Origin of the sequence: Chroococcus sp. FPU101, assembly GCF_017312365.1 — a bacterium.
Classification (GTDB): Bacteria; Cyanobacteriota; Cyanobacteriia; order Cyanobacteriales; family Microcystaceae; genus Chroococcus.
In genome coordinates this window covers 99,360-119,199 of the sequence record NZ_BLJI01000013.1, presented here as the reverse complement: position 1 = coordinate 119,199, position 19,840 = coordinate 99,360, and the positions used below count along the sequence as shown (strand labels likewise).

Genomic DNA, 19,840 nt, shown 5'->3' with positions numbered 1-19,840 from the left:
GATTATCTGTTGTACGGATCTTTTCTTGAATTTCTTCCGCCGTCAGATGCGGTAACACTCGACTGACTCTGGACATTTCTTCTTGATCTTCCTTTTCTTCTTTCTATTTAATTTTACGCTACAATTCGCAACTTGGTATGAAACTTGGATTAGCCAACTTAGTAATGAAGGAACTTGCGCCCGCACGATAACCATCTATACGGCAGCCGTCTCGCTTGGATTTGCGATCGGTCTAGCCCTCCTGTCAATAATTAGCTCAACAGGATTGCTCCCTTACTTATTGGGTGGAGGATTTGCACTGCTGGCTTTATTAGCGATGGCGATGCACTGGGTACAAACACCTGTGTTTGAGCGTGCGCTATCTTCGATTAGTTCCTGTCGCACTTGGGGCTACCCTTGTTAATGCTGCTCTAGAAACGGCGGGTTTATCGTTTCTACCTGTTTATGCAATACGCCTCGGTTGGAGCGAAAGTTCGGCGATGTTGCTACTATCGGTACTTTTATTAGGCGCAATTTTACTACAGATTCCCATCGGCTAGCTTGGCGATCGCATGAACAGGCGAAAGTTGGTAATCGGTTTAGGTTTAGCCTTGTTTGCGGGTGCGCTGATCTGGTCTTTGGGCATTAGTACAAAAGTAGACCTCTTGCGTAAAATTAAAAAGTGAGTTAAACAAAAAGAAGAAAACTAAACACAATTAGAACAATAATGCGTTATAGACAAGCTTTAAAAATGTCGTCTGCCGATTTTAAACGCGCTTATGGAGTACCAAAAGAAACTTTTCAAAAAATGATAGAGGTAGTAGTAGAAGCTAAGGTTGGTAAGCAAGGCTGCCATTCTAAACTTTCAATTCCTGAGCAAATTTGATTAACTTTACAATATTTAAGAGAATATCGAACATTTTTCCAGATCGGTCAAGATTAGGGAGTTCATGAAGCAACGGCTTGTCGGATTGTCAGAAGAATTGAAGATATTTTAATCAAATCTGCCGAGCCGCTCGCTGACTTTTAAAGTCAGCGATACGGCGGTCGGCTGCCTTCCGCAGAAGAGTTTCGTCTACCTAGTAAACGACAACTGCAAAAAAACGAGACAGAAATTGAAGTCATTGTTGTCGATGTGGTGGAAAGCGAAATTGAGCGTCCCAAAAAAAACAGAGAAGCTACTATAGTGGAAAAAAAGGTGATCATACTCTGAAAACTCAATTAATAGTTAATCAATTAACAAAAGAAATTATTGGTACAGCTTTTAATTTGGGTAGAAGACATGACTTCTACTTATTTAAAAAAAGTAAAATAGCTATGAAGCCAAGAATACAGCTGTTAGGTGACAAAGGTTATCAAGGCATCAAGCACTATCACAAATTTAGCTTAACTCCTCACAAAACAACAAAGAAATGCCCATTAACACCTCAACAAAAAGAAGATAATCGTCAATTAGCCTCACGCAGAGTTGTCGTGGAAAATATCATTAGATGTCTCAAAGTTTTTCGGATTTTATCAAGCCGTTATCGGAATCGGCGAAAACGCTTTTGTCTTCGATTTAATCTGATTGCTGGACTCTATAATTATGAGCTAAAATTAGCTACTTCTTTGTAATTCCGCAAGAGGTCTAGTGATCGCTTATCCTTTGCTATTCGTCTGGGGTGGTCTATTTGTTGGAATTTACACGATTATGATGACTGTTGTGGGCAGTAAATTTCAAGGAGGTGATCTAGTTTCTGTCTATTCGCTCTTATCTGTAGCTTGGGGAATTGGTGCCTTTATTAGCCCATAGTTCAGCAGGTGTGGCGATGCAGCTAACACAGCATGGATTACCGATTTTTGCGACTATTGCCTGTGGCGCGTTCACTCTATTAGCTATCTTGTTTCAACGAAAAGCCTAATGGGTGAATTATTTTAGACTTTTTCAATTAAAAATGATGATGCAACAACACAAAGTTTTATCGAATTGTAACCGTAAAAATATAAGTAGCATTACTCACCCCAGAACCACCGACGATGTAGTAATCACCTGTTGCGGGTAAACGAATACTAAAAGGTTGACTATAATCTTCAGTCCCAATAACTGTATTTAAAGGTTTGCCATCAACTCCATAAAGAGTCACACTAGCTGGCCCACCCAAGCTATTGTATTTTAAGGTTAATGTCTGTCCAGCTTTGGCACCCAATATATAGATAGTAGATTCGGCATTATGAATCGTCGTACCTGTTGTTTCTTTTTTAAACTCAACACGCTTTGTTGGAAGAGAGTTTAAATGTTGTCTAATATCGTCAAATTGAGCCAGTAATGGAGGCGATGCAAGATAGGTTCCTACGATAAAAAGTAGGGTTGATAAACTACCGATTAAGAACTGTTTCATAATAAGTGTTGGTTTTCTTGAATGTGATCATAATTAACGAAGTTATTAAGTAAAAGTTAAATCTAATAGCGTTATATGTCATCTCTCTAAAGTATTTGTTGGTTAAAAGAATTCAAAAGTGATAAAATCTGACATGATGCTGATTTTTAGCTTTTTGCTCAAAATTATCTACACCATAAAAAACTTTTTTTGTCAACATTTTTAGAATTAAAAATGAGCTAAATCAATTCTTGTACGTTACTGTTTGTCTAAAATTAAATGATAAAAACTATGAAATTAACTTCTTTTTTTGGTAAGCGTTTCAGTCAATTGACATTTGTTACAGCGATCGCGCTAAATCTATATAATACAAATGCAGTCGCTTTATCCAATCTTTCATCAACTCGTGAGACTAGCTTAATCGCCCAAAAATCAGTTTGCCCTCCGTCGAGTGGTGGAAGCGAATTTGTCACAGCAGAAACGGCTAATTTTTACATCTATATTTGTGGTGGAGATTTACCCAATACCTATTTTGGTGTTGCTAAAAATTCAAAAACAGGGGGTATTATTCTCCCATTACAAAGCTATAGCAAAGATCAATTTGTCGCGGTCAATGGAAATGTGCGTTATACTCTAACTCGTCATCAGTTAATTGTGACCCGTCAAGGGAAAGTAATTCTTAAAGAAAAAGCGACTTGGCTGTTTTGAACTAGCTCAATTTACTAGCTTTTAAAAAATACAGCTTTGGCTAAAACATTACGTTGGCAACTAAAAAGTCTAATTTCTTAAGAAGTGGTTAAAAAGCTATTTATCTCCTTGACAAGATAATTAATCTAAAATTTGGAACGAACAAAGTAAATGTTTAGCGAAAAATTTCATCAGTTCACCCCAAGCATCTTCGGCAGCTGAAGGGTTATAGGATGAACGTTCATGACAGAAAAAACCATGATTCGCATCAGAATAGACTTTGATTTGATAGCTTTTGTCAAATTCCTTAAATTTGGACTCGATTTGATGAATTCGCTCAAGAGGAATAAACGGATCAGCACCACCAAAGAACAAATAGACTGGAACTGTAAGGTTAGCTATCTGATCAAGCCACTTATCTAAAACTATACCGTAGAAAGGAGCCGCCGCCGCAATCTCATCCGAGAACTGACAAACGGCTAGAAAAGACAAACCGCCACCTAAACAGAACCCTGTCACACCAATTTGCTCACGATACACATTAGGTAGGAACTTTAAATAATTGAGTGCTGCCTGTAGATCTTTTTCGATTGGCGTACCAAAATCAAGACGGTACATCATCGCCATTGCTGTTTTGACTTCATCGTAATTAAACTTATTATTAGGTAACTCGCGGTAATATAGATCAGGTACAAGAACCACATATCCTTCATTAGCAATTCGAGTAGCGACATCGCGGATATGTTGCGTTAAACCGAATGCTTCCATCAGCAGGAGAACAGCAGGCTTACGCTCGGACGCAGTACCAGTATACAGATAAGCAGGCATCTGTCCATCAGGTGTAGAAATTATCACCTCGGTTTCTTTGATTTGCATATTGCACCCTAATCGGTTCACTATGGGTATTAGGGTAGAATTATACAGTCTTTCTAAATCATAACCGAACGAGCCTCATCGACTTTAATCGTTGTTCTCGTGATAAACTTAGCCTCATCAGAAATCGACAGTAAATCGGGTCGAGGTGGGTCGCCAAAACTATTGACAACCCTATCTCAACTCGTAAGTATCTTCGTAGTCTACCAGTTCGATTTCTGTACCATCTGGATCATTAACATAGATACGGGTTTTTGTCTCAGGAGACTTAAACACGGTGTATTCAATCCCTTCTTCATCCAAGAGTGCTTTCATCGTTTCCCCATCTTTAATGACAAAACCGATATGCTCTAAATGTCCAGTGGATTGAGTGACTTCAATATTTTTAGGTGGTTGATTCAAGGCGAGATAGAATTGATGATCGCCAAAATGTTGCCAACGCCAGCCTCCCTCTACACCTTCAGCCCGTACTGTCCAGTCGGGGAATAGGGTTTGGTAAAACTCGCGTGTCTCGTCTAGATTACGACAGGTTTGATTGATATGTTCAAAGCGTCGGAATTGCATGATCTTTTACCTCGTCACTTTATAAATAATTTTCTTTATAAACTAGGATAAAGGATCAGTCTTGACTTTGTAAAGATTTTTCTTTAATTTGTTAATATGACTACACAATTTTCAAAAAAAGCAACTAACACTAAAACACGACGAGCGATCTTGAATCTGCTTAAACAAGAGGGCGCAATGGATTCACAAGCCTTAGCCTCGCGTTTAAAGATTTCGGCGATGGCAGTCCGACAACACTTGTATGCGATGCAGGATGAAAATTTAATTACCTATACTGAAGAATCACGCGCTATGGGCCGTCCTGCTAAATTGTGGCAGTTGACGAAAGAGGCTGATCGCTTTTTCCCCGATGGCTATGCGGAGTTAACTTTAGGATTGATGAATTCAGTCGTAGAAGCCTTCGGAGAGGAAGGGTTAGAGCGATTGCTGGATGTGAGAACTCGCCATCAAATCGGGGTGTATCAGTCAACAATTGAGGGACAAAATTTAGCAGAAAAATTAGAAGCTTTAGCGGATGTACGAACAGAAGAAGGCTATATGGCTGAGGTACAATCCCTTGATGACGGTTCTTTCATTTTGGTTGAAAATCATTGCCCTATCTGTGCGGCGGCTACAGCTTGTACGGGACTCTGTGCAAGAGAACTTGAAGTTTTTCAAACGGTTTTAGGGGAAGATGTGAAGGTGGAACGCACAGAACATATTGTGGCAGGGGCAAGGCGTTGTGCTTATCGAGTTGATTGCTCAGTAAACGGACAACAGCCATAAAGATTTTTCTTTCAAATATTCTTGAGACTCATTGCTCAAGGAATTAGTTTTGAGTAGTGTTAATGGTTATGTAAAGTTTTTGAGGTTTTTGCTCCATACTTTTGGCAACTGATTCTCGTACCAAATTTTGGAGTTCAAGCACCGTTATTTTCGAGTTGGGTAATTGCTCAAAATAGACCGTGATTTCAATGACACCATTGTTGTTATTGTAAGAAACCAAAGGACTAACCCCCAGCTTTTTCTCGACTGTTGTACCGATCGCTTCAGTTTGTTCGAGTAATTGCTGAATCATCTTAACCATAGTACAGGAAGGCAAAGCAAATAATAAGAGCAAACTAATCAGTAAATTAGAGAGATTAAGTCTTTTCATTAGATTTTCTCGATAATTTAAAGGAGCAAGTTTTAAAAATAATTTCTTTACTGATCAATCAGGCAATTAAAAACAAATTATGATAGCTTTTAACAAACTCTAATCTATCTAGCCATTTAAACCTCAAAAATCTTGAGTTAGCAAAAAATAAAGTAATGGTATAGCTAAACACAATCGTAAATCCTCACAGCTTTTTTACTCGATTCACTTACCATAAGTTATCTTTTAAGTATAAATTCCCTATCCAACAAAACTTTATATTCTTGTCAAATAGGGATACTACCTAGTTTTTTCGATTTAATGGGGCTTTAATTCCCTTAATCATCGAAGCGCAATGTACTATTTGCACATTTAGCTGCAAAATTAACATCTGGAGGAAAAGATAAAGCCGCTTGATTAAGACAAAGCCGATATTGATATAGATGCAAAGAACAGTTTCTAGCATATATCTGCAAATTTGCGTCGTTAGGATTTGCTTGTGCCATGTTTATCACTTGATTACAGGTTTGTACGAATTGCATTGCTTGTGGGCCTATTGTTTCTACTTCTGGAATAGAAAATTGTTGTGCGTTAGCTGCTGTTGTGAAGCAAAAAACTGTGATTGGACTGATACAACAAGCAACTAAACTGTTAATTAATTGAGGTTTTTTCATAATAGTTTTGTAAGCTAAAGATAAATTTAATTTATTTTCTACAAAACTATCTATTTCCAAAGTGGAGAAGGTGATGCAAAAATAAAAAACAATACTAATTTTGGCGTAGTTTTTCTTGGGGGTGCTTATCTAATTATTTCAACGATATTTATGTTAAATGTTTATAAAATAATAAAAGCTCCATAGGCACATTATACCTATAAACTTTTATATAAATTATTTAGTAATTTCGATAAATTTTTATATAGAAGTGAGCTAATTTTAAAAACCAACTTATTTTCTAGTTTGGCTAAAGCAAATTAAACACGGCTGTCAATTCGCTCAAAGATTTTAAACACATTTTTATCCTCAATATCAGATACATCTACTCCGAAAACTTCTTGAATCTTTTCTTCCAATTTAGTCACGTCGTTAAGAGCCTCAAAATCATAGAGAGTTGATTCATCGGAAATAAACGCCCAGCCCACCTCAAGTACTAATTCAACAAATTGATCGGCTGTTTCGCTATGTGACTGAATCCCCTCTTCTAAGGCAAATACAAGAGGTTTATGGTTAAGATCCTCTATAATTTTTGTAATCTCATCTTGATCTTTAACCTGTTTCCAATGGCGAGGGATTGTCATTTGTTTCTCTTTTTTCTTTGAGTTGTGGTAGTTTAATGAATTCTCTGTCTTAAATCGGTTATGGATTATAATCTAACAGAGTGACTTAGGGTGTGAAAATAATTTTATGTAACTAATAACGTCGATTTTTGAGAATTACTTGTTTTAATTGGCTGTTAGATATCTCAGTACTCGTGCCTCTCTTCCATTCCCAAAATTAATTAATTTGTACATATACATTGAAGTATCAGAGCCTTCGTATGTAAGCGTAATCACTGAACCAACTTTTGCATCAATTTTATTTTCGTACCACACGTAGTATTGATTGCCGTTATTAAATTGAATTAAGATTTTGTATGCTGCATATGTAGCATCCCAATTAAATCCTCGAATGACCGTTACAGACATTGTTTCTACAGCATACGCCGCAGAAGAAGTCAGTAAGACAGAAGAGGTTAGCAGTAGCGTAGCAGGAATTGAAACTTGCCAAGTTCCTATAGCAAGAAGTAGTGCTAGTAAATTGCGAACTTTTTTAGAAAATCGACCCATCCGTTTGGTAGAATTTAATTCAGATTCGGCTGTAGCTTCGAGCGAATGATGATTAGTATTGATTGGCTGAAAGTTCATTTTAATTATTCCTAATGAGATTAATTGCTATTGCTAGTAAATTTTGCATTTCTCCTTAACTGCTATTACTTACTTCTTGGAAAAACAAGGTTATGCAATTACTCAAAAATTCAGCAAAACAATAATCTTTTTAATCTATAAGTACAAGTGCATTACTCTTTGATGCGAATGGTAATGCTTTGGGTGCTATACAAATTGCTACACTCAGTACAGGTTTAAGTAATAACTAATCAAAATATATTTGTTACGGCTTGTTTTTCATCACAGCAGACTAAAATTCTAACCTAATTCATTTACTAACAAACACACGGTGAACATTGTCCCAAGTAAATCACCATGATCTTGAATAGGACTTTTGACCTTAATTTCTCCCCCCATTTGTTCGATTAATTCTTTGGCAATGGCTAACCCTAAACCAGTTCCTGGGATGTCTCCTTGTGCTTGTACTCCTCGATAATGACGTTCAAAAAGATGTGTTTGATCCTCTACTGGAATTCCATAACCCGTATCACTAATAATGATTTCTAGAGTAGTTGGCGAAACTTGTGCAGAGATGGTAACTACTTCCCCTTGTGGTGTGTATTTCAAAGCATTATCAATTAAATTACTTATAACCTCTCGCAAAGCTTTAGAATTAGCTTGAACAAGAGGCAATTTCTCTGGAATATTCGAGTTTAAAGTAATTTTCTTCTCTTGTGCGATCGCTTTTCCTGAACTGACTAAGGGTTCTAAAATATCAGTCACAGAAACAGATTCTAGTGTAACCGACGAACTTGGCAATAGAAAGCGCACCGATGATTCATGTTTATCTTCTTCTGTCAATCCTTCGGTTAAAGAACTTAATTCAATAATCGGTGTTTCTGAGGTGCGTTGTTCGATTTCTGCTTCAAACTCTTGTAATAGTTCCTGAAGCCGATCGCTTTCTCTTAAAATACCTTGAATAATCGGTTGATTGGTATCATCGGCTAAAAAACGCTTTAACAACAACTTTCCAAAGGTTTTCAAAGCAGTCAACGGATTACGGAGTTGATGCAATAAATTATCAAGACGATCTCGTTCTAATTCCCGTTGTTCTTGTTGTTCTTTTAACTGTTCGTGATACCATTTCTGTCGTTGCTCCAAAAAACAGGCTATAGCTAGAGTTTCGGCGATTTTTTCAATTTGGTCTAATTCTTGCTGATTCCATTTTCGTTCATTGCGTCGCGTTACCAACAAACCCATCATTCTCTGTTCATACACTAACGGTAAAATAATTTGTCTTTCCTGTTCTAAATCTTTTTCCCAAACTGCCAGCGATTCTGATTCTATTGCTAATGGTAGATTCGGTGAACCCGCTAGAGGTAACGCCAAGGGTGAAGTACTTTTTAGCCAAATTTTCGGTAATTCCTGAAAATATTCATTTTGCACCGTAATTGACTCTCTTGACGGATAGACCACAACTGGGATAAGCTGAGTTTCCCGACTGTTCACCCACCCCTTAGTCAGATAAACAATTCCCCAAGTAGCTTGTAACTCTTGTGTCAGTAAGACCATTTGCGCTTGACACAGCGCAATAAATTCTGGACTGGGACTGAGGGAGTGAGGAAGCGAATGAGACATATCTTAAGAAATTTTTAATATTGTTAAGTTTTGTATCAAGTTTGCGTAAAGCCTAAAAAATCGTTGTTGTATTTAGTCTATACTCAGTCTACATTCTAGCCAACTTTCCTAATTCAGTTTAAGCTTAAAGAGGCGGTTGATTTTCTAAAATAGAACGGATATAATTGCAACGGCTTTTGTAACTATGATTACAGAGATTAGCCGAAATAGGAGGTAATAGGGTTGGCAAGAAAACGGAAACGCAAGAGTCGCCGCCGTCAAGAAGGACGCAAAATATTGGAACTCGTACCCCAATATAGTATTGAAAGTGGCGAAGATAAACCAGTAACTGCCGCAAGAAAATATATACAATCAGTAGGTATAAGTCCACCAGCTTTATTGGTAGTTAAGCGGAATGAGCATACTACAGACCGCTACTTCTGGGCTGAAAAGGGTTTATTTGGAGCGCAGTATGTCGAGGAAAACCACTTCCTCTTCCCCAGTCTGCGTGATCTCCAACCTCAACCTCAAGCTAAAACACCAGTAGCAACTGTCTTAAAAGTATAATTCATCACCCGCTAGGGAAAATAATTATATCATAATGAGAGGACTTACGAATTTTCTAGATATTCTAGAATAAATCTCGTAAGTCCTTAAAATTTTTCATGAAAAATCAATCATTACTTTAATCAATCATCGCGGCATATAAACTAGCCCCAATCAGACCGACTTTAGGATTAAGCACAACAAATACAGGTATCTTTTCCATTAAGGGGCGCAACCGTCCTTTATGTTTGAAAGTTTTCATAAAGTCCCCGTTTTGCAAAAGAGGTAAAATCTTTGGTGCGATGCCACCTGCTACATAAAGCCCACCATAGGGAAGTAATTTAAGGGCTAAATTCCCTGCTTCTGCGCCATAAGCTTCAACAAATAGCCGCATCGTTTGTTCACAGAGATGATCATTTTGAGCTAATGCTGCTTTTGATACCTCCGCCGCTAAATCAATTGTGGCCTCACTGTCGGGTAACCCAAGTTCACGTTCCCAGATTGCGTAAATTTTCTTCATTTCGGGGGTTTCGCTCATGCCGTCCTGACTTCTTAAAAATTGATAAATCGCCGTAATTCCTAACCCAGAAACCACCCGTTCTACAGAAACACGGTCAATATTATATAGGGAGCGAAGATAAGTCAGAAGGCGAAATTCTAAGGATGAACGCGGGGGAAAATCAGCATGAGATCCTTCACTACTATAAACTTGATAGCGTCCATTGGGTAAAGGAATTAAAAACCCTTCACCAAGTCCTGTACCTGCCCCAAGAACAGCGATCGGAGCCTTAGAATCGCGTGGTACATTTTGTAGAGTATAGATATCGTCATCCACTAATCCTAAAACACCATAACCAATTGCAGCAAAATCATTAATCAGATGCACAACTCGAATATCTAATGTTTGTTGTAAGCGTGTTCCACTCAAAGACCAATCAATATTTGTCAGTTCAGATGTATTATTGACGACTGGCCCTGCAATACCAAAACAAGCTTTTTCAATTTTAGGAAAACTACCAATTTTAGCTAAGGCTTGGGCTAAAAATTGCTTGACCATCGGAGCTAAATCGGGATAATCTTGGCTAGGATATCGCTCCTCATACAAAGTCGTTTGAATCGGTAACTGAGATGGTTCTGAGGTTGTTTCAGATTGAACTAGACGTAAAATCGTTTTTGTTCCACCGATATCGCCCGCTAACAAAATCGACATAACTCAATTATCCTATTACTCTATCCTTATTTTAATTAACGCTGATTTAAGGTTAGAGATAGCAAATTCTCCGAATAATCTTAATATTTATGATGTGCGTTCGCGGAGCGTGCCTACGGCATCGCCAATTGCCGTTAATTCTCGACCCCCAAAAATCGCTTCACCATGCCGATAAAACTTAAATTCCAAAAAGTTATAAAAAGGATCTTCGAGAAAAAAGCTACGATGTTCTGTTAATTGACCCAAAAACCGTAATTTAGGCTCTATATAAAACGATAAAGCTTTTTCCCTTGCTCGGTGTAACAGATTTTCCCAGTCTGTTTCGTCACTAAAAATTAAACCAAAATGGCGCGGATAAATTCCTTGTTGCGGGGTAAGAGGTTCGTCGGTCACATGGGCTACTACCTGATGACCATAAAACTCTAAAATAAGTGCGTGATGATTTTCCCGTCCCACTTTACAGCCTAGCCCATCGCAATAAAAAGCTTTTGCACTTGGGATATTATTAATCGGAATTGCTAAATGAAAGATGACTTGATTATCCATTGCCTTAAATTGCCGTGACAAATTTATTTTCGCCAAATATGATTAATCTATATCAATCGATTGGGGACTATTGCCATTATTATTTGAGCTATGATCGGGAGAACTCATCATGCCCTGTTGTCCTAGCCAAGACTTTAACGGTTCGTCAGTAATTTTTAAACGGAGTAAACCAGAGAAAAAACCGCCAGCAAAAGCGATCGGCTGTTGAATTAATTCTTTCATGAGGGGCTGCAATTCATCTAGAAACATAAAAACGACTCCTAAAGCTTAATTTTTTTATCTTAGCAATTTATTTCTCAGTGTGAGGCAACATCTATAAAATAACACTTTTGTAGAAAGCGGTGAGGTAGATTGTTTGATAAAATTAAGTTGATTATAGCCCTCCAAACTTCAAAATGACTCAATTGCGTTTTTTAAAATCTTGTATTTGTTTTATTTTAATTATTTTTATTTTATCAAGTTGCAGTTTTAAACAAGCCGAGCAAAAACAACCGCTTAAATTGACATTTTGGCATGGCATCAACCCCCCACCTAACCGAGAAGTCTTTCAAAAACTTTTAGACCAATTTAATCAACAAAATTCAGATATTCAAGTTGAGGCTTTTTATGTAGGACAGAGCGATCAACAACTTCCTAAAATTTTAACGGCTGTTGTCGGGAAACAACCACCTGATCTGCTTTGGTACACTCCGCAATTAACTAGCCAACTTGTAGAATTAGATGCTATTGTTCCTCTAGAAAATTGGTTAAATAACTCACCACTAAAAGCAGAAATTATTCCGAGTTTATTTGAAACAATGGAACTTGATCAGAAAATTTATTCCATTCCATTCGCCACAAATAATACAGCCATTTTTTACCGACCGAGTTTATTTGAAAAAGCAGGAATTAAAACTATACCGCAAACGTGGAAAGACCTTCAACAAGCAGCCGAAAAATTAACTAAAGATTTAGATGGGGATGGTAAAATTGATCAGCATGGGATGTTATTATCTTTAGGAAAAGAAGAATGGGTGGTTTTTGTTTGGTTACCGTTGATGTATAGTGCAGGTGCAGAATTATTACAAAACAATCGACCTAATTTAGTTCAAACTGGAATTATTGAAACTTTAGAATTTGTCTCTAATTTAGTGAAAAATAATCTAGCGATTTTATCATCTCCAGAACGAGGATATGAATTAGATAATTTTATCAATGGGAAAGTAGCAATGCAAATCACAGGGCCTTGGACATTAGGGCAATTAAATCAAACCACAGTCGATTATAGTGCTTTTCCTATTCCTAAACAAAGAAAACTGTCGGCTGTATTAGGAGGAGAAAACTTATTTGTCTTGAAAACAACACCCCAAAGAGAAAAAGCTTGTTTAAAATTTTTAGAATATATTTTAAGTGAAAAATTTCAAACTTCTTGGGCAATTGAAACAGGATACCTACCTATTAATCTTAAATCACAACAGAGTGAAGAGTATCAAAAATTTGTCGAAGAAAATCCAGTTTTAAAAATATTTATAGACCAAATGGCATGGGTTCGCTCACGCCCAATTATGTTAGGATATAATCATCTATCAGAAAACTTAGGGAGAGCAATCGAATCATCACTGCTAGGTGAACAAACTCCTCAAGAAGCCTTAGAAACCGCCCAAAAACGCTTAGAATTGATCCTACAAGACTTACCCTAAAAAACGCTTTTTCACCACTGAATGACTATTGATTTTCGCAACATTAATATCCTTTGGGGATCAGTTTTAGTCGAAACCTTGCATCGTCTAGGACTCAAAACAGCCGTAATTTGTCCAGGTTCTCGTTCAACTCCTTTGGCGATCGCATTTGCCCAACATCCCGAAATTGATGCTATTCCTATTTTAGACGAAAGATCAGCCGCTTTTTTTGCTTTAGGACTGGCTAAACAACAGGGAATACCCGTCGCATTGGTTTGTACTTCAGGTACAGCAGGGGCGAATTTTTATCCCGCAGTCATCGAAGCAAAAGAAAGTCGAGTTCCCTTATTGGTATTAACCGCAGACCGTCCCTCAGAATTGCGTTATTGTCATGCAGGACAAACGATCGATCAGCTTAGGCTCTTTGGTCATTTTCCCACATGGCAAGCCGAATTAGCCACCCCAGAAGCGAATTTAGAAAAATTATCTTATCTACGTCAGACGATTATACACGCTTGGGGACGATCGCTTGATCCAACTCCTGGTGTAGTCCATCTAAACATACCTTTTCGAGATCCTTTACCTCCGATCCCGCAACAGATAACCCAAACTATCCAAGCGCAATGGGATGAAACAACATTTTTTTCACATCTAGAGCAAAGCGTCAAGCTTTCTCAGATTTTTTCGACAATTCCTTACAGTACATGGCAATCTATAGAAAAAGGAATTATTATTGCAGGAGTTGATCAATCGAATCATCCTCAACAGTATTGTCAAGCGATCGCAACTTTAGCCCAATACTTACAATATCCCGTTTTAGCTGAAGCATTATCACCCATCCGAAATTATTCTGATCTTAATCCTTATCTCATTTCTACCTACGATCTGATTTTAAGAAATTCTGAAATTGCCGAAAAACTAACACCCGATATCGTTATCCAAATTGGTGAACTTCCTACCAGCAAAGAGTTAAGAACGTGGTTAGAAAAAATTAATCCTACTCGTTATGTCATTACTCCTTCTCCTGATAATTTAGATGCTTTGCACGGACGAACAATTCATCTACATACTAACATTAAACAATTTACAGAATTACTACAGATCGAACCAATTCTAACCCCATCTCTTTATTTTAAACAATGGTCTGATTTAGACCGACAAATTCAATCTAAAATGACTCATAAGATGAATGAAGTCAATCATTTAGTTGAAGGAAAAGTAGCTTGGTTATTACCTCAAATCTTACCAGAACAAACACCGATTTTTATTGCGAATAGTATGCCCGTTAGAGATGTAGAATTTTTTTGGATGCCGAATTCTAAAAATTTCTATCCCTATTTTAATCGAGGTGCCAATGGGATTGATGGAACGTTATCAACCGCTTTAGGAATTAGTTATAAAAATAAAAGTAGTGTTCTCTTAACTGGGGATTTAGCTTTATTACATGACACTAATGGCTTTTTAATCAAACGAAAGATGATTGGCTCATTAACAATTATTTTAATTAATAATAATGGTGGTGGAATTTTTGAAATGTTGCCTATTGCTAAATTTGAGCCGCCCTTTGAAGATTTTTTCGCTACTCCACAAAATATTGATTTTAAACTTTTATGTCGGACTTATGATGTTCAGCATTATTTAATTAAAAAATGGTCAGAGTTAATTGATTTACTTAACCCTTTACCCTCTGAAGGATTCAGAGTTATAGAAATTCCAACCCATCGAAAAGAAAACGCTCAATGGCTAAATGAAACACTAAGTAATCTAGCTAAAAATCTTGACTATTAATTTAAAAACGTCTGGTTTTTTCAATACCATAAAAAATCCCTGATAAAATTGATAAAGCAAGTAAAACTAAAATAACTCCACCAGGAATAAACGTTAATATACCTAACCCTCTGAGTAAATAAGTAATCAACGTAAGTGCTATCAAACTGATGAATAAACGAGCGAGTATAGACATATCAATAAAAATTTTTAGTTTTGTAATCATCTTTATTTTATCCTGTTTTATGACATTTCCTGCTCATGCTTCTTTTTGCCGAAATTATAATAATCAGTTGGTGTGTATTATTTCAATTAAACGAAGTGCAAAGAACTACTGGGAATATCGCGCATCAATTAGTGTTAATGGTAAAGTTAGACCAATAGAAGTTTATAACTGTCGGCAAAAAATTAGAATACAAAATAATCAAACAATCATTCCTTTTAAAGAGAATGACGCAGGTGAATTCATTTGTAGCTTTTTTAAAAAATAAATTAAAGATTAATGCCCATGATACTATTAGATAAACTACGCCATAAATACCAAGAAGCAATGGTACGATAAGGATGCCAACTTTCTCCGATTTTCATTACTGTTTCAGGTGAGGGAATCTTTTCTAATTCATATAAATTTTGTACAGCGCGACGGATTCCTAAATCACCTGATGGTAAAATATCCAAACGTTGTAGCCAAAAAATTAAAATCATTTGTGCTGTCCATTGTCCAATCCCTTTAACTTGAATTAGAATTTCAATAACTTGCTCATCATCTAGTTTTTCTAATTCATCAAAGATTAAAGGATTGTCTGATAGATATTGCGCTAAACTTCTTAAATAACGAATTTTATATCGAGAAAGTCCAATTTTGCGTAAGTCTTCATCAGATGCTTGTAATAATGTTGTTACCTGAAGCGGTTCTACTGAAGCATATTGAAGAATTAATCGATCGTAAATTTTATTAGCCGCAACTGTTGAAATCTGTTGTGCAATAATCGCCCAAACTAAAGCAGAAAGCAAATTTGTTTTAGGAGTAGCACTTGCAAAATGACATTCACCAACTTGAGTAATTAATTGGCTTAATTTCGGGTCTTTTTCTTGTAAATAGCGAACTGCTTCTTTATACTTCATATTTAGACCAAAATTGATGTAAACAGATGTCATTTATTAAATCGTTATGTTATTTTCTCCTCGCAGGTTTTTGTGAAATTGGTGGCGGTTATTTAGTTTGGTTATGGTTGCGCGAGGGTAAAAGTTTTTTTGTTGCTATTGCAGGATGGCTTCTTTTAATCCTATACGGAATTGTCCCTGCTTTGCAACCTGCTAACTTTGGGCGTATTTATGCTGCTTATGGTGGGGTTTTTGTCATTTTATCTTTACTTTGGGGTTGGAAAATCGATAGAATACCGCCAGATTTTCCCGATTTAATTGGTTGTTTTTTAGTCGCTTTAGGTGTCGTAATTATGATGTATTATCCAAGAGGATAGCTTGCAGAATTCCTAAAAACTCGATTAGAGTAAGAAAAGAAACGATTAAAATTATTTTCTTTTGCTTGTTATGACCATTTCTCCCATTGCATCGGATATCATACCTAAAACTTGGCTCTGGAAAGGCTATTCTATTACTTATCAGCAGACTGGAGAAATTGGCCCCGCAGTCATTTTAATACATGGTTTTGGTGCATCTTGGGGACATTGGCGAAAAAATCTCCCAGTATTGGGTGAAAACTGTCGCTGTTATGCAATAGATTTAATAGGGTTTGGAGGATCAGCGAAACCAACCCCAAATCAAGAGATTAGTTATACATTTGAAACATGGGCGCAACAAATATCTGATTTTTGTCGAGAAATCGTCAAAAGTCCCGTTTTTTTAGTCGGTAATTCCATTGGATGTATTGTAGCGATGCAAACAGCCGTCGATTATCCAGATTTAGTGACAGGAGTAACCGCACTGAACTGTTCACTTCGATTATTACACGAAAAGAAACGAGCTTCAATTCCTTGGTATCGAAATATTGGTGCGTCTTTTGCTCAAAAAATTCTTAAAAATCGTGCCATTGCTCAATATTTCTTTCAACAAATCGCTAAACCTAAAACGATTAAAAAAATCCTTCTACAAGCTTATAAAAATGCCGAAGCAATTACCGATGAGTTGATTGATATAATCTTAAAACCTGCTCAAGACACTGGCGCAGTTGATGTATTTATCGCATTTACAGGCTATTCTCAAGGCCCCTTAGCAGAAGATTTATTACCTCTAATTTCTTGTCCGACTTATCTATTGTGGGGAACTGAAGATCCTTGGGAACCCATTGAATTAGGAAAAAAATTAGCAGACTATCCATCTGTAAAACAGTTTATCCCACTCGAAGGATTAGGACATTGCCCGCAAGACGAAGATCCAGCTAGAATCAATCAGATTTTACAAGAATTAATCAGAAAAACCTATGATACTGCTAAAATATGAGCCACTTGCCAATTTACCAACGGCTGAGGATTTGCCCGACTCAGACGATACACCAGTGGATAACGAATTACAGGATCTAGTACCTGGTCTATTAAAATTAATTTTAGCCTCACTGTGGGCCGAGCGCATGGATTGGTTTTTTGGCGTGGATCTGGGAATATACTATGATCCGAATGAACCTGCAATTGTACCTGATGGTTTCTTGAGTATTGGCGTTCCTCGTATTATTAACGAAAATCTACGACTGAGTTATGTTTTATGGATCGAACAAAAATTACCTACCTTAGTTATTGAGGTTGTTTCTCATAAGCGTCGCGGGGAATATTCCAAAAAGAAAGACTTCTACGCAGAAATGGGCGTATTGTATTATGTCGTCTATAACCCTCTCAGAAAAAGAAAACCGCGTCTAGAAGTTTATCGCTTAGAAAATGGGCAATATCAACGTCTAGACGGTGAACCTGTGTGGTTAGCAGACATTGGACTCGGTATCGGACGACAAAAAGTCACCCATCAAGGCGTAAATCGAGAATGGTTACTCTGGTATGATATCAATGGTCAACCCTATCCCACTCCCGAAGAACAAGTAGAAATTAGTAGACAACAAGGAATACAACAAGGGCGACAAGAACTGATTTTACGACAAATTAATTTAAAACTCGGCGAAATCAATTCTATTCAAGAAGCAAGAATCAGACAGCTAACCATATCTCAGCTAGATGAATTGGGAGTCCAATTATTTAACTTTTCTAATCTAAATGAGCTAGACGAGTGGTTGCGGCAGTTATAATATTCGCTATAAAAATTAGACATGAAATTATTACCCTCGACACTCATCAAAGTCTTGAAATTTATAACATTACGCCGAAAATTCAAGACCTCTTAGCAACTACCGATATTCAAAACGGTCAAGTTCTGGTTTTCTCGCGCCATACTACCACTGCAATAGTCATTAACGAAGACGAAGAGAGACTGCTAGAAGATATTAAAACTTATTTGAGAAAACTCGCCCCCGAAACCGACAAATATTTACACAACGACTTACACTTACGCATTGTTCCAGAAGATGAACCTATCAATGCACATTCGCATCTGATGGCAATGACCCTCAGTACCAGTGAAGATATAAGTTCTACACTTGTGTTACACTAAACCAAGAGAAATCAAGGTTTTAAGGTTTTAAGACGCTTTATCATTATCAATAAAGCCTATTGGGTTGGTCACTGTTGGTCATCTTTGAACAATTAGTGACTAGAAAATGAGTAGAAAAAACCAAGAACTAAACCCACCAAAAAGAAGAAAAACCTCTAAAGGCGATGTTAGTGTTCAAGTGGACAAAGATCGCCTGAGACTCTATTGGAGGTTTCAAGGAAAGCCTTGCTTTCTATATTTAGGACTTCCTGATTCTAAAATTAATCGCTCAGTAGCTCAAGCCAAAGCTCATCAGATTACAATCGATCTGGCCACTGGGAATTATGACCCAACCTTAGAGAAGTATTTACCTCAATCTGTATACAGTCCTAACAAGTCAACAATCTGGGAGTTATACGAGAAGTTTTGGGCATGGAAAAGTAAAACTGAGTCGATTACGACACAGCGATCCTCGGGTAATTACAGGTATGCGATTAAGCTTGTCCTCAGATATCAAAAAGTTGATGATTTAGCAGTATCTGGTGTATCACAAGATTTTGTTTATGGTTTTGTTAAATGGGCAAAAACTAAAATATCTCATGCTACTTTGACAACTTATTTATGTCTGCTAAAAGCCATCTGGGATTATGCCAAGCTTAACCCTAACCCTTGGAATGTAACAACAAAAGCCCAAAAGCTAAAAACCCCACCATCGCCTTTTACTCTAGATGAAGTTCATCGAATTATAGACGCTTTCCATAATCACACTACATTGTTTTTCTATGGCGATTTTGTCGAGTTCTTGCTGTGTTCTGGAATGAGGATCGGTGAAGTAGCTGGTTTGAAGTGGAATCATGTACGAGAAGACTGTACACAGATCTGGGTGTCGGAATGCTTGACTAAAGGACAAACCAGACCTGCTAAATCAAATAGCGATCGTACTATTAATTTATCCCCTAGATTAACAAATATGCTTCTTAAAAGGCGTTCTGATTATTCTCATCTATCAGAATATGTTTTTCTATCAAGTCGAGGTTTGGCTATTGATTCTGCCAATTTTAGACAACGATGGAGAAAAGTTTTAGACAGCTTAGGTATCACTTATCGAAAACCTTACCTAACCAGAAAAACTTTTATTAGTCATTGTCTAGCAAAAGGAATGAACCCTGTAGATATAGCCAAAATGACAGGCCATGATGTGGCTGTTTTGTTCAAACACTATTCAGGTGTGATTGAAAATTTAAGCTTACCAGATGTTTTTTGAGGTTATTTAATAAGCTTTAAAATTGATTAAGTTATCATTTTTTAAAACAAACAAGCTAACATTATTAATAGCAGTTTATATATATGTTTTTATATAAATTAATCTGTTTTTCAGTAACTTGTTAAGTTAAGGAATGATACAAAACGCCCATATCTAGAAAAATATTTTTTGCAAATATGGAGAGTTAAAGTTATTATTTATTAGTC

At 36.9% G+C, this 19,840-nt stretch carries 26 protein-coding genes and 1 pseudogene; 14 read left to right on the top strand and 13 right to left on the bottom strand.

The genetic code is table 11. The features are described from left to right. The first annotated feature begins 82 nt into the window (after nucleotides 1-82). The 4 genes and pseudogenes from CFPU101_RS13540 to CFPU101_RS26010 all read left to right on the top strand — a co-directional run bounded on the left by CFPU101_RS13540 (nucleotide 83) and on the right by CFPU101_RS26010 (nucleotide 1,880). A complete protein-coding gene (locus CFPU101_RS13540; protein WP_206815866.1) occupies nucleotides 83-403 on the top strand; it encodes a hypothetical protein in 321 nt (106 codons plus the stop codon). Next, nucleotides 354-539 (top strand): hypothetical protein, encoded by a 186-nt coding sequence (locus CFPU101_RS13535; protein WP_206815865.1) that lies wholly within the window; start codon nucleotides 354-356, stop codon nucleotides 537-539. Before CFPU101_RS13540 ends, CFPU101_RS13535 begins: the two co-directional genes overlap by 50 nt. A 167-nt stretch (nucleotides 540-706) precedes the next feature. After that, nucleotides 707-1,593, top strand: a pseudogene (locus CFPU101_RS13530) (transposase family protein). Between the two features lie 158 nt (nucleotides 1,594-1,751). After that, a complete protein-coding gene (locus CFPU101_RS26010) occupies nucleotides 1,752-1,880 on the top strand; it encodes a hypothetical protein (RefSeq protein WP_277988753.1) in 129 nt (42 codons plus the stop codon). Between the two features lie 57 nt (nucleotides 1,881-1,937). Here the strand turns inward: CFPU101_RS26010 and CFPU101_RS13525 are convergent, their stop codons facing one another. Further along, nucleotides 1,938-2,357, bottom strand: coding sequence for a hypothetical protein (locus CFPU101_RS13525; protein ID WP_206815864.1), 420 nt, complete (start codon nucleotides 2,355-2,357; stop codon nucleotides 1,938-1,940). Between the two features lie 270 nt (nucleotides 2,358-2,627). On the opposite strand from CFPU101_RS13525, the gene CFPU101_RS13520 reads away from it, so the two are divergent. Beyond that, on the top strand, nucleotides 2,628-3,044 hold the full coding sequence (locus tag CFPU101_RS13520; protein WP_206815863.1) for a hypothetical protein: 417 nt from the start codon (nucleotides 2,628-2,630) through the stop codon (nucleotides 3,042-3,044). Nucleotides 3,045-3,164: 120 nt separating this feature from the next. Here CFPU101_RS13520 and CFPU101_RS13515 read toward each other — a convergent pair whose 3' ends face one another. Then, entirely contained in the window at nucleotides 3,165-3,899 is a 735-nt protein-coding gene (locus CFPU101_RS13515; RefSeq protein WP_206815862.1) for a dienelactone hydrolase family protein, read from the bottom strand. A gap of 171 nt (nucleotides 3,900-4,070) precedes the next feature. Beyond that, the gene (locus CFPU101_RS13510) at nucleotides 4,071-4,460 is read right to left on the bottom strand and encodes a VOC family protein (protein ID WP_206815861.1); all 390 of its coding nucleotides are present in this window, start codon (nucleotides 4,458-4,460) and stop codon (nucleotides 4,071-4,073) included. A gap of 96 nt (nucleotides 4,461-4,556) precedes the next feature. On the opposite strand from CFPU101_RS13510, the gene CFPU101_RS13505 reads away from it, so the two are divergent. Beyond that, entirely contained in the window at nucleotides 4,557-5,225 is a 669-nt protein-coding gene (locus CFPU101_RS13505; RefSeq protein ID WP_206815860.1) for a metalloregulator ArsR/SmtB family transcription factor, read from the top strand. A gap of 43 nt (nucleotides 5,226-5,268) precedes the next feature. On the opposite strand, the gene CFPU101_RS13500 is transcribed toward CFPU101_RS13505, so the two are convergent. The 5 genes from CFPU101_RS13500 to CFPU101_RS13480 form a co-directional block, all read right to left on the bottom strand. Then, on the bottom strand, nucleotides 5,269-5,595 hold the full coding sequence (locus CFPU101_RS13500) for a hypothetical protein (RefSeq protein ID WP_206815859.1): 327 nt from the start codon (nucleotides 5,593-5,595) through the stop codon (nucleotides 5,269-5,271). Nucleotides 5,596-5,912: 317 nt separating this feature from the next. Next, a complete protein-coding gene (locus CFPU101_RS13495) occupies nucleotides 5,913-6,248 on the bottom strand; it encodes a hypothetical protein (protein ID WP_206815858.1) in 336 nt (111 codons plus the stop codon). A 299-nt stretch (nucleotides 6,249-6,547) separates the two neighbouring features. Beyond that, nucleotides 6,548-6,871 (bottom strand): hypothetical protein, encoded by a 324-nt coding sequence (locus CFPU101_RS13490; protein WP_206815857.1) that lies wholly within the window; start codon nucleotides 6,869-6,871, stop codon nucleotides 6,548-6,550. Between the two features lie 144 nt (nucleotides 6,872-7,015). Beyond that, a complete protein-coding gene (locus CFPU101_RS13485; protein WP_206815856.1) occupies nucleotides 7,016-7,477 on the bottom strand; it encodes a hypothetical protein in 462 nt (153 codons plus the stop codon). A gap of 279 nt (nucleotides 7,478-7,756) precedes the next feature. Further along, a complete protein-coding gene (locus CFPU101_RS13480; protein WP_206815855.1) occupies nucleotides 7,757-9,076 on the bottom strand; it encodes a sensor histidine kinase KdpD in 1,320 nt (439 codons plus the stop codon). A gap of 222 nt (nucleotides 9,077-9,298) precedes the next feature. On the opposite strand from CFPU101_RS13480, the gene CFPU101_RS13475 reads away from it, so the two are divergent. Next, the gene (locus tag CFPU101_RS13475) at nucleotides 9,299-9,622 is read left to right on the top strand and encodes a DUF3155 domain-containing protein (RefSeq protein WP_206815854.1); all 324 of its coding nucleotides are present in this window, start codon (nucleotides 9,299-9,301) and stop codon (nucleotides 9,620-9,622) included. 118 nt (nucleotides 9,623-9,740) lie between these two features. Here the strand turns inward: CFPU101_RS13475 and CFPU101_RS13470 are convergent, their stop codons facing one another. From CFPU101_RS13470 to CFPU101_RS13460, 3 genes are all read right to left on the bottom strand, one after another. After that, on the bottom strand, nucleotides 9,741-10,811 hold the full coding sequence (locus CFPU101_RS13470; protein ID WP_206815853.1) for a glucokinase: 1,071 nt from the start codon (nucleotides 10,809-10,811) through the stop codon (nucleotides 9,741-9,743). 87 nt (nucleotides 10,812-10,898) lie between these two features. After that, on the bottom strand, nucleotides 10,899-11,357 hold the full coding sequence (locus tag CFPU101_RS13465; protein WP_206815875.1) for a VOC family protein: 459 nt from the start codon (nucleotides 11,355-11,357) through the stop codon (nucleotides 10,899-10,901). A gap of 42 nt (nucleotides 11,358-11,399) precedes the next feature. Beyond that, nucleotides 11,400-11,606: a hypothetical protein gene (locus CFPU101_RS13460; RefSeq protein ID WP_206815852.1), complete on the bottom strand. Its 207-nt coding sequence runs from the start codon at nucleotides 11,604-11,606 to the stop codon at nucleotides 11,400-11,402. Nucleotides 11,607-11,752: 146 nt separating this feature from the next. Here CFPU101_RS13460 and CFPU101_RS13455 point away from each other — a divergent pair, with 146 nt between their 5' ends. Both CFPU101_RS13455 and menD read left to right on the top strand, forming a co-directional pair. Next, nucleotides 11,753-13,036, top strand: coding sequence for an ABC transporter substrate-binding protein (locus CFPU101_RS13455; protein WP_206815851.1), 1,284 nt, complete (start codon nucleotides 11,753-11,755; stop codon nucleotides 13,034-13,036). 21 nt (nucleotides 13,037-13,057) lie between these two features. Next, nucleotides 13,058-14,803, top strand: a complete 1,746-nt coding sequence (menD, locus tag CFPU101_RS13450; protein WP_206815850.1) for a 2-succinyl-5-enolpyruvyl-6-hydroxy-3-cyclohexene-1-carboxylic-acid synthase — start codon at nucleotides 13,058-13,060, stop codon at nucleotides 14,801-14,803. Nucleotide 14,804: 1 nt separating this feature from the next. On the opposite strand, the gene CFPU101_RS13445 is transcribed toward menD, so the two are convergent. After that, the gene (locus CFPU101_RS13445; protein WP_206815876.1) at nucleotides 14,805-15,008 is read right to left on the bottom strand and encodes a hypothetical protein; all 204 of its coding nucleotides are present in this window, start codon (nucleotides 15,006-15,008) and stop codon (nucleotides 14,805-14,807) included. Between the two features lie 266 nt (nucleotides 15,009-15,274). Beyond that, nucleotides 15,275-15,907 carry a DNA-3-methyladenine glycosylase gene (locus CFPU101_RS13440; RefSeq protein ID WP_206815849.1) on the bottom strand — a complete coding sequence of 211 codons (633 nt, stop codon included), beginning with the start codon at nucleotides 15,905-15,907 and terminating at the stop codon, nucleotides 15,275-15,277. Between the two features lie 26 nt (nucleotides 15,908-15,933). Between CFPU101_RS13440 and CFPU101_RS13435 the strand changes: the two genes are divergently transcribed. The 5 genes from CFPU101_RS13435 to CFPU101_RS13415 all read left to right on the top strand — a co-directional run bounded on the left by CFPU101_RS13435 (nucleotide 15,934) and on the right by CFPU101_RS13415 (nucleotide 19,634). Next, nucleotides 15,934-16,263: a YnfA family protein gene (locus tag CFPU101_RS13435; RefSeq protein ID WP_206815848.1), complete on the top strand. Its 330-nt coding sequence runs from the start codon at nucleotides 15,934-15,936 to the stop codon at nucleotides 16,261-16,263. 70 nt (nucleotides 16,264-16,333) lie between these two features. Continuing rightward, nucleotides 16,334-17,242 carry an alpha/beta fold hydrolase gene (locus CFPU101_RS13430; RefSeq protein WP_206815847.1) on the top strand — a complete coding sequence of 303 codons (909 nt, stop codon included), beginning with the start codon at nucleotides 16,334-16,336 and terminating at the stop codon, nucleotides 17,240-17,242. Further along, nucleotides 17,226-18,029: a DUF4351 domain-containing protein gene (locus CFPU101_RS13425; protein ID WP_206815874.1), complete on the top strand. Its 804-nt coding sequence runs from the start codon at nucleotides 17,226-17,228 to the stop codon at nucleotides 18,027-18,029. Before CFPU101_RS13430 ends, CFPU101_RS13425 begins: the two co-directional genes overlap by 17 nt. Beyond that, a complete protein-coding gene (locus CFPU101_RS13420) occupies nucleotides 18,011-18,391 on the top strand; it encodes a YjbQ family protein (RefSeq protein WP_242577959.1) in 381 nt (126 codons plus the stop codon). The genes CFPU101_RS13425 and CFPU101_RS13420 overlap by 19 nt, the downstream gene beginning before the upstream one ends. Before the next feature lie 106 nt (nucleotides 18,392-18,497). Next, nucleotides 18,498-19,634 carry a tyrosine-type recombinase/integrase gene (locus CFPU101_RS13415; RefSeq protein WP_206815846.1) on the top strand — a complete coding sequence of 379 codons (1,137 nt, stop codon included), beginning with the start codon at nucleotides 18,498-18,500 and terminating at the stop codon, nucleotides 19,632-19,634. Nucleotides 19,635-19,840 lie beyond the last annotated feature (206 nt).

What these genes read in the sequence shown, in the direction of transcription:
- CFPU101_RS13525 (WP_206815864.1), bottom strand. Translation starts at nt 2,357, where the DNA reads ATGAAACAGTTCTTAATCGGTAGTTTATCAACCCTACTTTTTATCGTA.
- CFPU101_RS13520 (WP_206815863.1), top strand. Translation starts at nt 2,628, where the DNA reads ATGAAATTAACTTCTTTTTTTGGTAAGCGTTTCAGTCAATTGACATTT.
- CFPU101_RS13515 (WP_206815862.1), bottom strand. Translation starts at nt 3,899, where the DNA reads ATGCAAATCAAAGAAACCGAGGTGATAATTTCTACACCTGATGGACAG.
- CFPU101_RS13510 (WP_206815861.1), bottom strand. Translation starts at nt 4,460, where the DNA reads ATGCAATTCCGACGCTTTGAACATATCAATCAAACCTGTCGTAATCTA.
- CFPU101_RS13505 (WP_206815860.1), top strand. Translation starts at nt 4,557, where the DNA reads ATGACTACACAATTTTCAAAAAAAGCAACTAACACTAAAACACGACGA.
- CFPU101_RS13500 (WP_206815859.1), bottom strand. Translation starts at nt 5,595, where the DNA reads ATGAAAAGACTTAATCTCTCTAATTTACTGATTAGTTTGCTCTTATTA.
- CFPU101_RS13495 (WP_206815858.1), bottom strand. Translation starts at nt 6,248, where the DNA reads ATGAAAAAACCTCAATTAATTAACAGTTTAGTTGCTTGTTGTATCAGT.
- CFPU101_RS13490 (WP_206815857.1), bottom strand. Translation starts at nt 6,871, where the DNA reads ATGACAATCCCTCGCCATTGGAAACAGGTTAAAGATCAAGATGAGATT.
- CFPU101_RS13485 (WP_206815856.1), bottom strand. Translation starts at nt 7,477, where the DNA reads ATGAACTTTCAGCCAATCAATACTAATCATCATTCGCTCGAAGCTACA.
- CFPU101_RS13480 (WP_206815855.1), bottom strand. Translation starts at nt 9,076, where the DNA reads ATGTCTCATTCGCTTCCTCACTCCCTCAGTCCCAGTCCAGAATTTATT.
- CFPU101_RS13470 (WP_206815853.1), bottom strand. Translation starts at nt 10,811, where the DNA reads ATGTCGATTTTGTTAGCGGGCGATATCGGTGGAACAAAAACGATTTTA.
- CFPU101_RS13465 (WP_206815875.1), bottom strand. Translation starts at nt 11,357, where the DNA reads ATGGATAATCAAGTCATCTTTCATTTAGCAATTCCGATTAATAATATC.
- CFPU101_RS13460 (WP_206815852.1), bottom strand. Translation starts at nt 11,606, where the DNA reads ATGTTTCTAGATGAATTGCAGCCCCTCATGAAAGAATTAATTCAACAG.
- CFPU101_RS13455 (WP_206815851.1), top strand. Translation starts at nt 11,753, where the DNA reads ATGACTCAATTGCGTTTTTTAAAATCTTGTATTTGTTTTATTTTAATT.
- menD (WP_206815850.1), top strand. Translation starts at nt 13,058, where the DNA reads ATGACTATTGATTTTCGCAACATTAATATCCTTTGGGGATCAGTTTTA.
- CFPU101_RS13445 (WP_206815876.1), bottom strand. Translation starts at nt 15,008, where the DNA reads ATGATTACAAAACTAAAAATTTTTATTGATATGTCTATACTCGCTCGT.
- CFPU101_RS13440 (WP_206815849.1), bottom strand. Translation starts at nt 15,907, where the DNA reads ATGAAGTATAAAGAAGCAGTTCGCTATTTACAAGAAAAAGACCCGAAA.
- CFPU101_RS13435 (WP_206815848.1), top strand. Translation starts at nt 15,934, where the DNA reads ATGTCATTTATTAAATCGTTATGTTATTTTCTCCTCGCAGGTTTTTGT.
- CFPU101_RS13430 (WP_206815847.1), top strand. Translation starts at nt 16,334, where the DNA reads ATGACCATTTCTCCCATTGCATCGGATATCATACCTAAAACTTGGCTC.
- CFPU101_RS13415 (WP_206815846.1), top strand. Translation starts at nt 18,498, where the DNA reads ATGAGTAGAAAAAACCAAGAACTAAACCCACCAAAAAGAAGAAAAACC.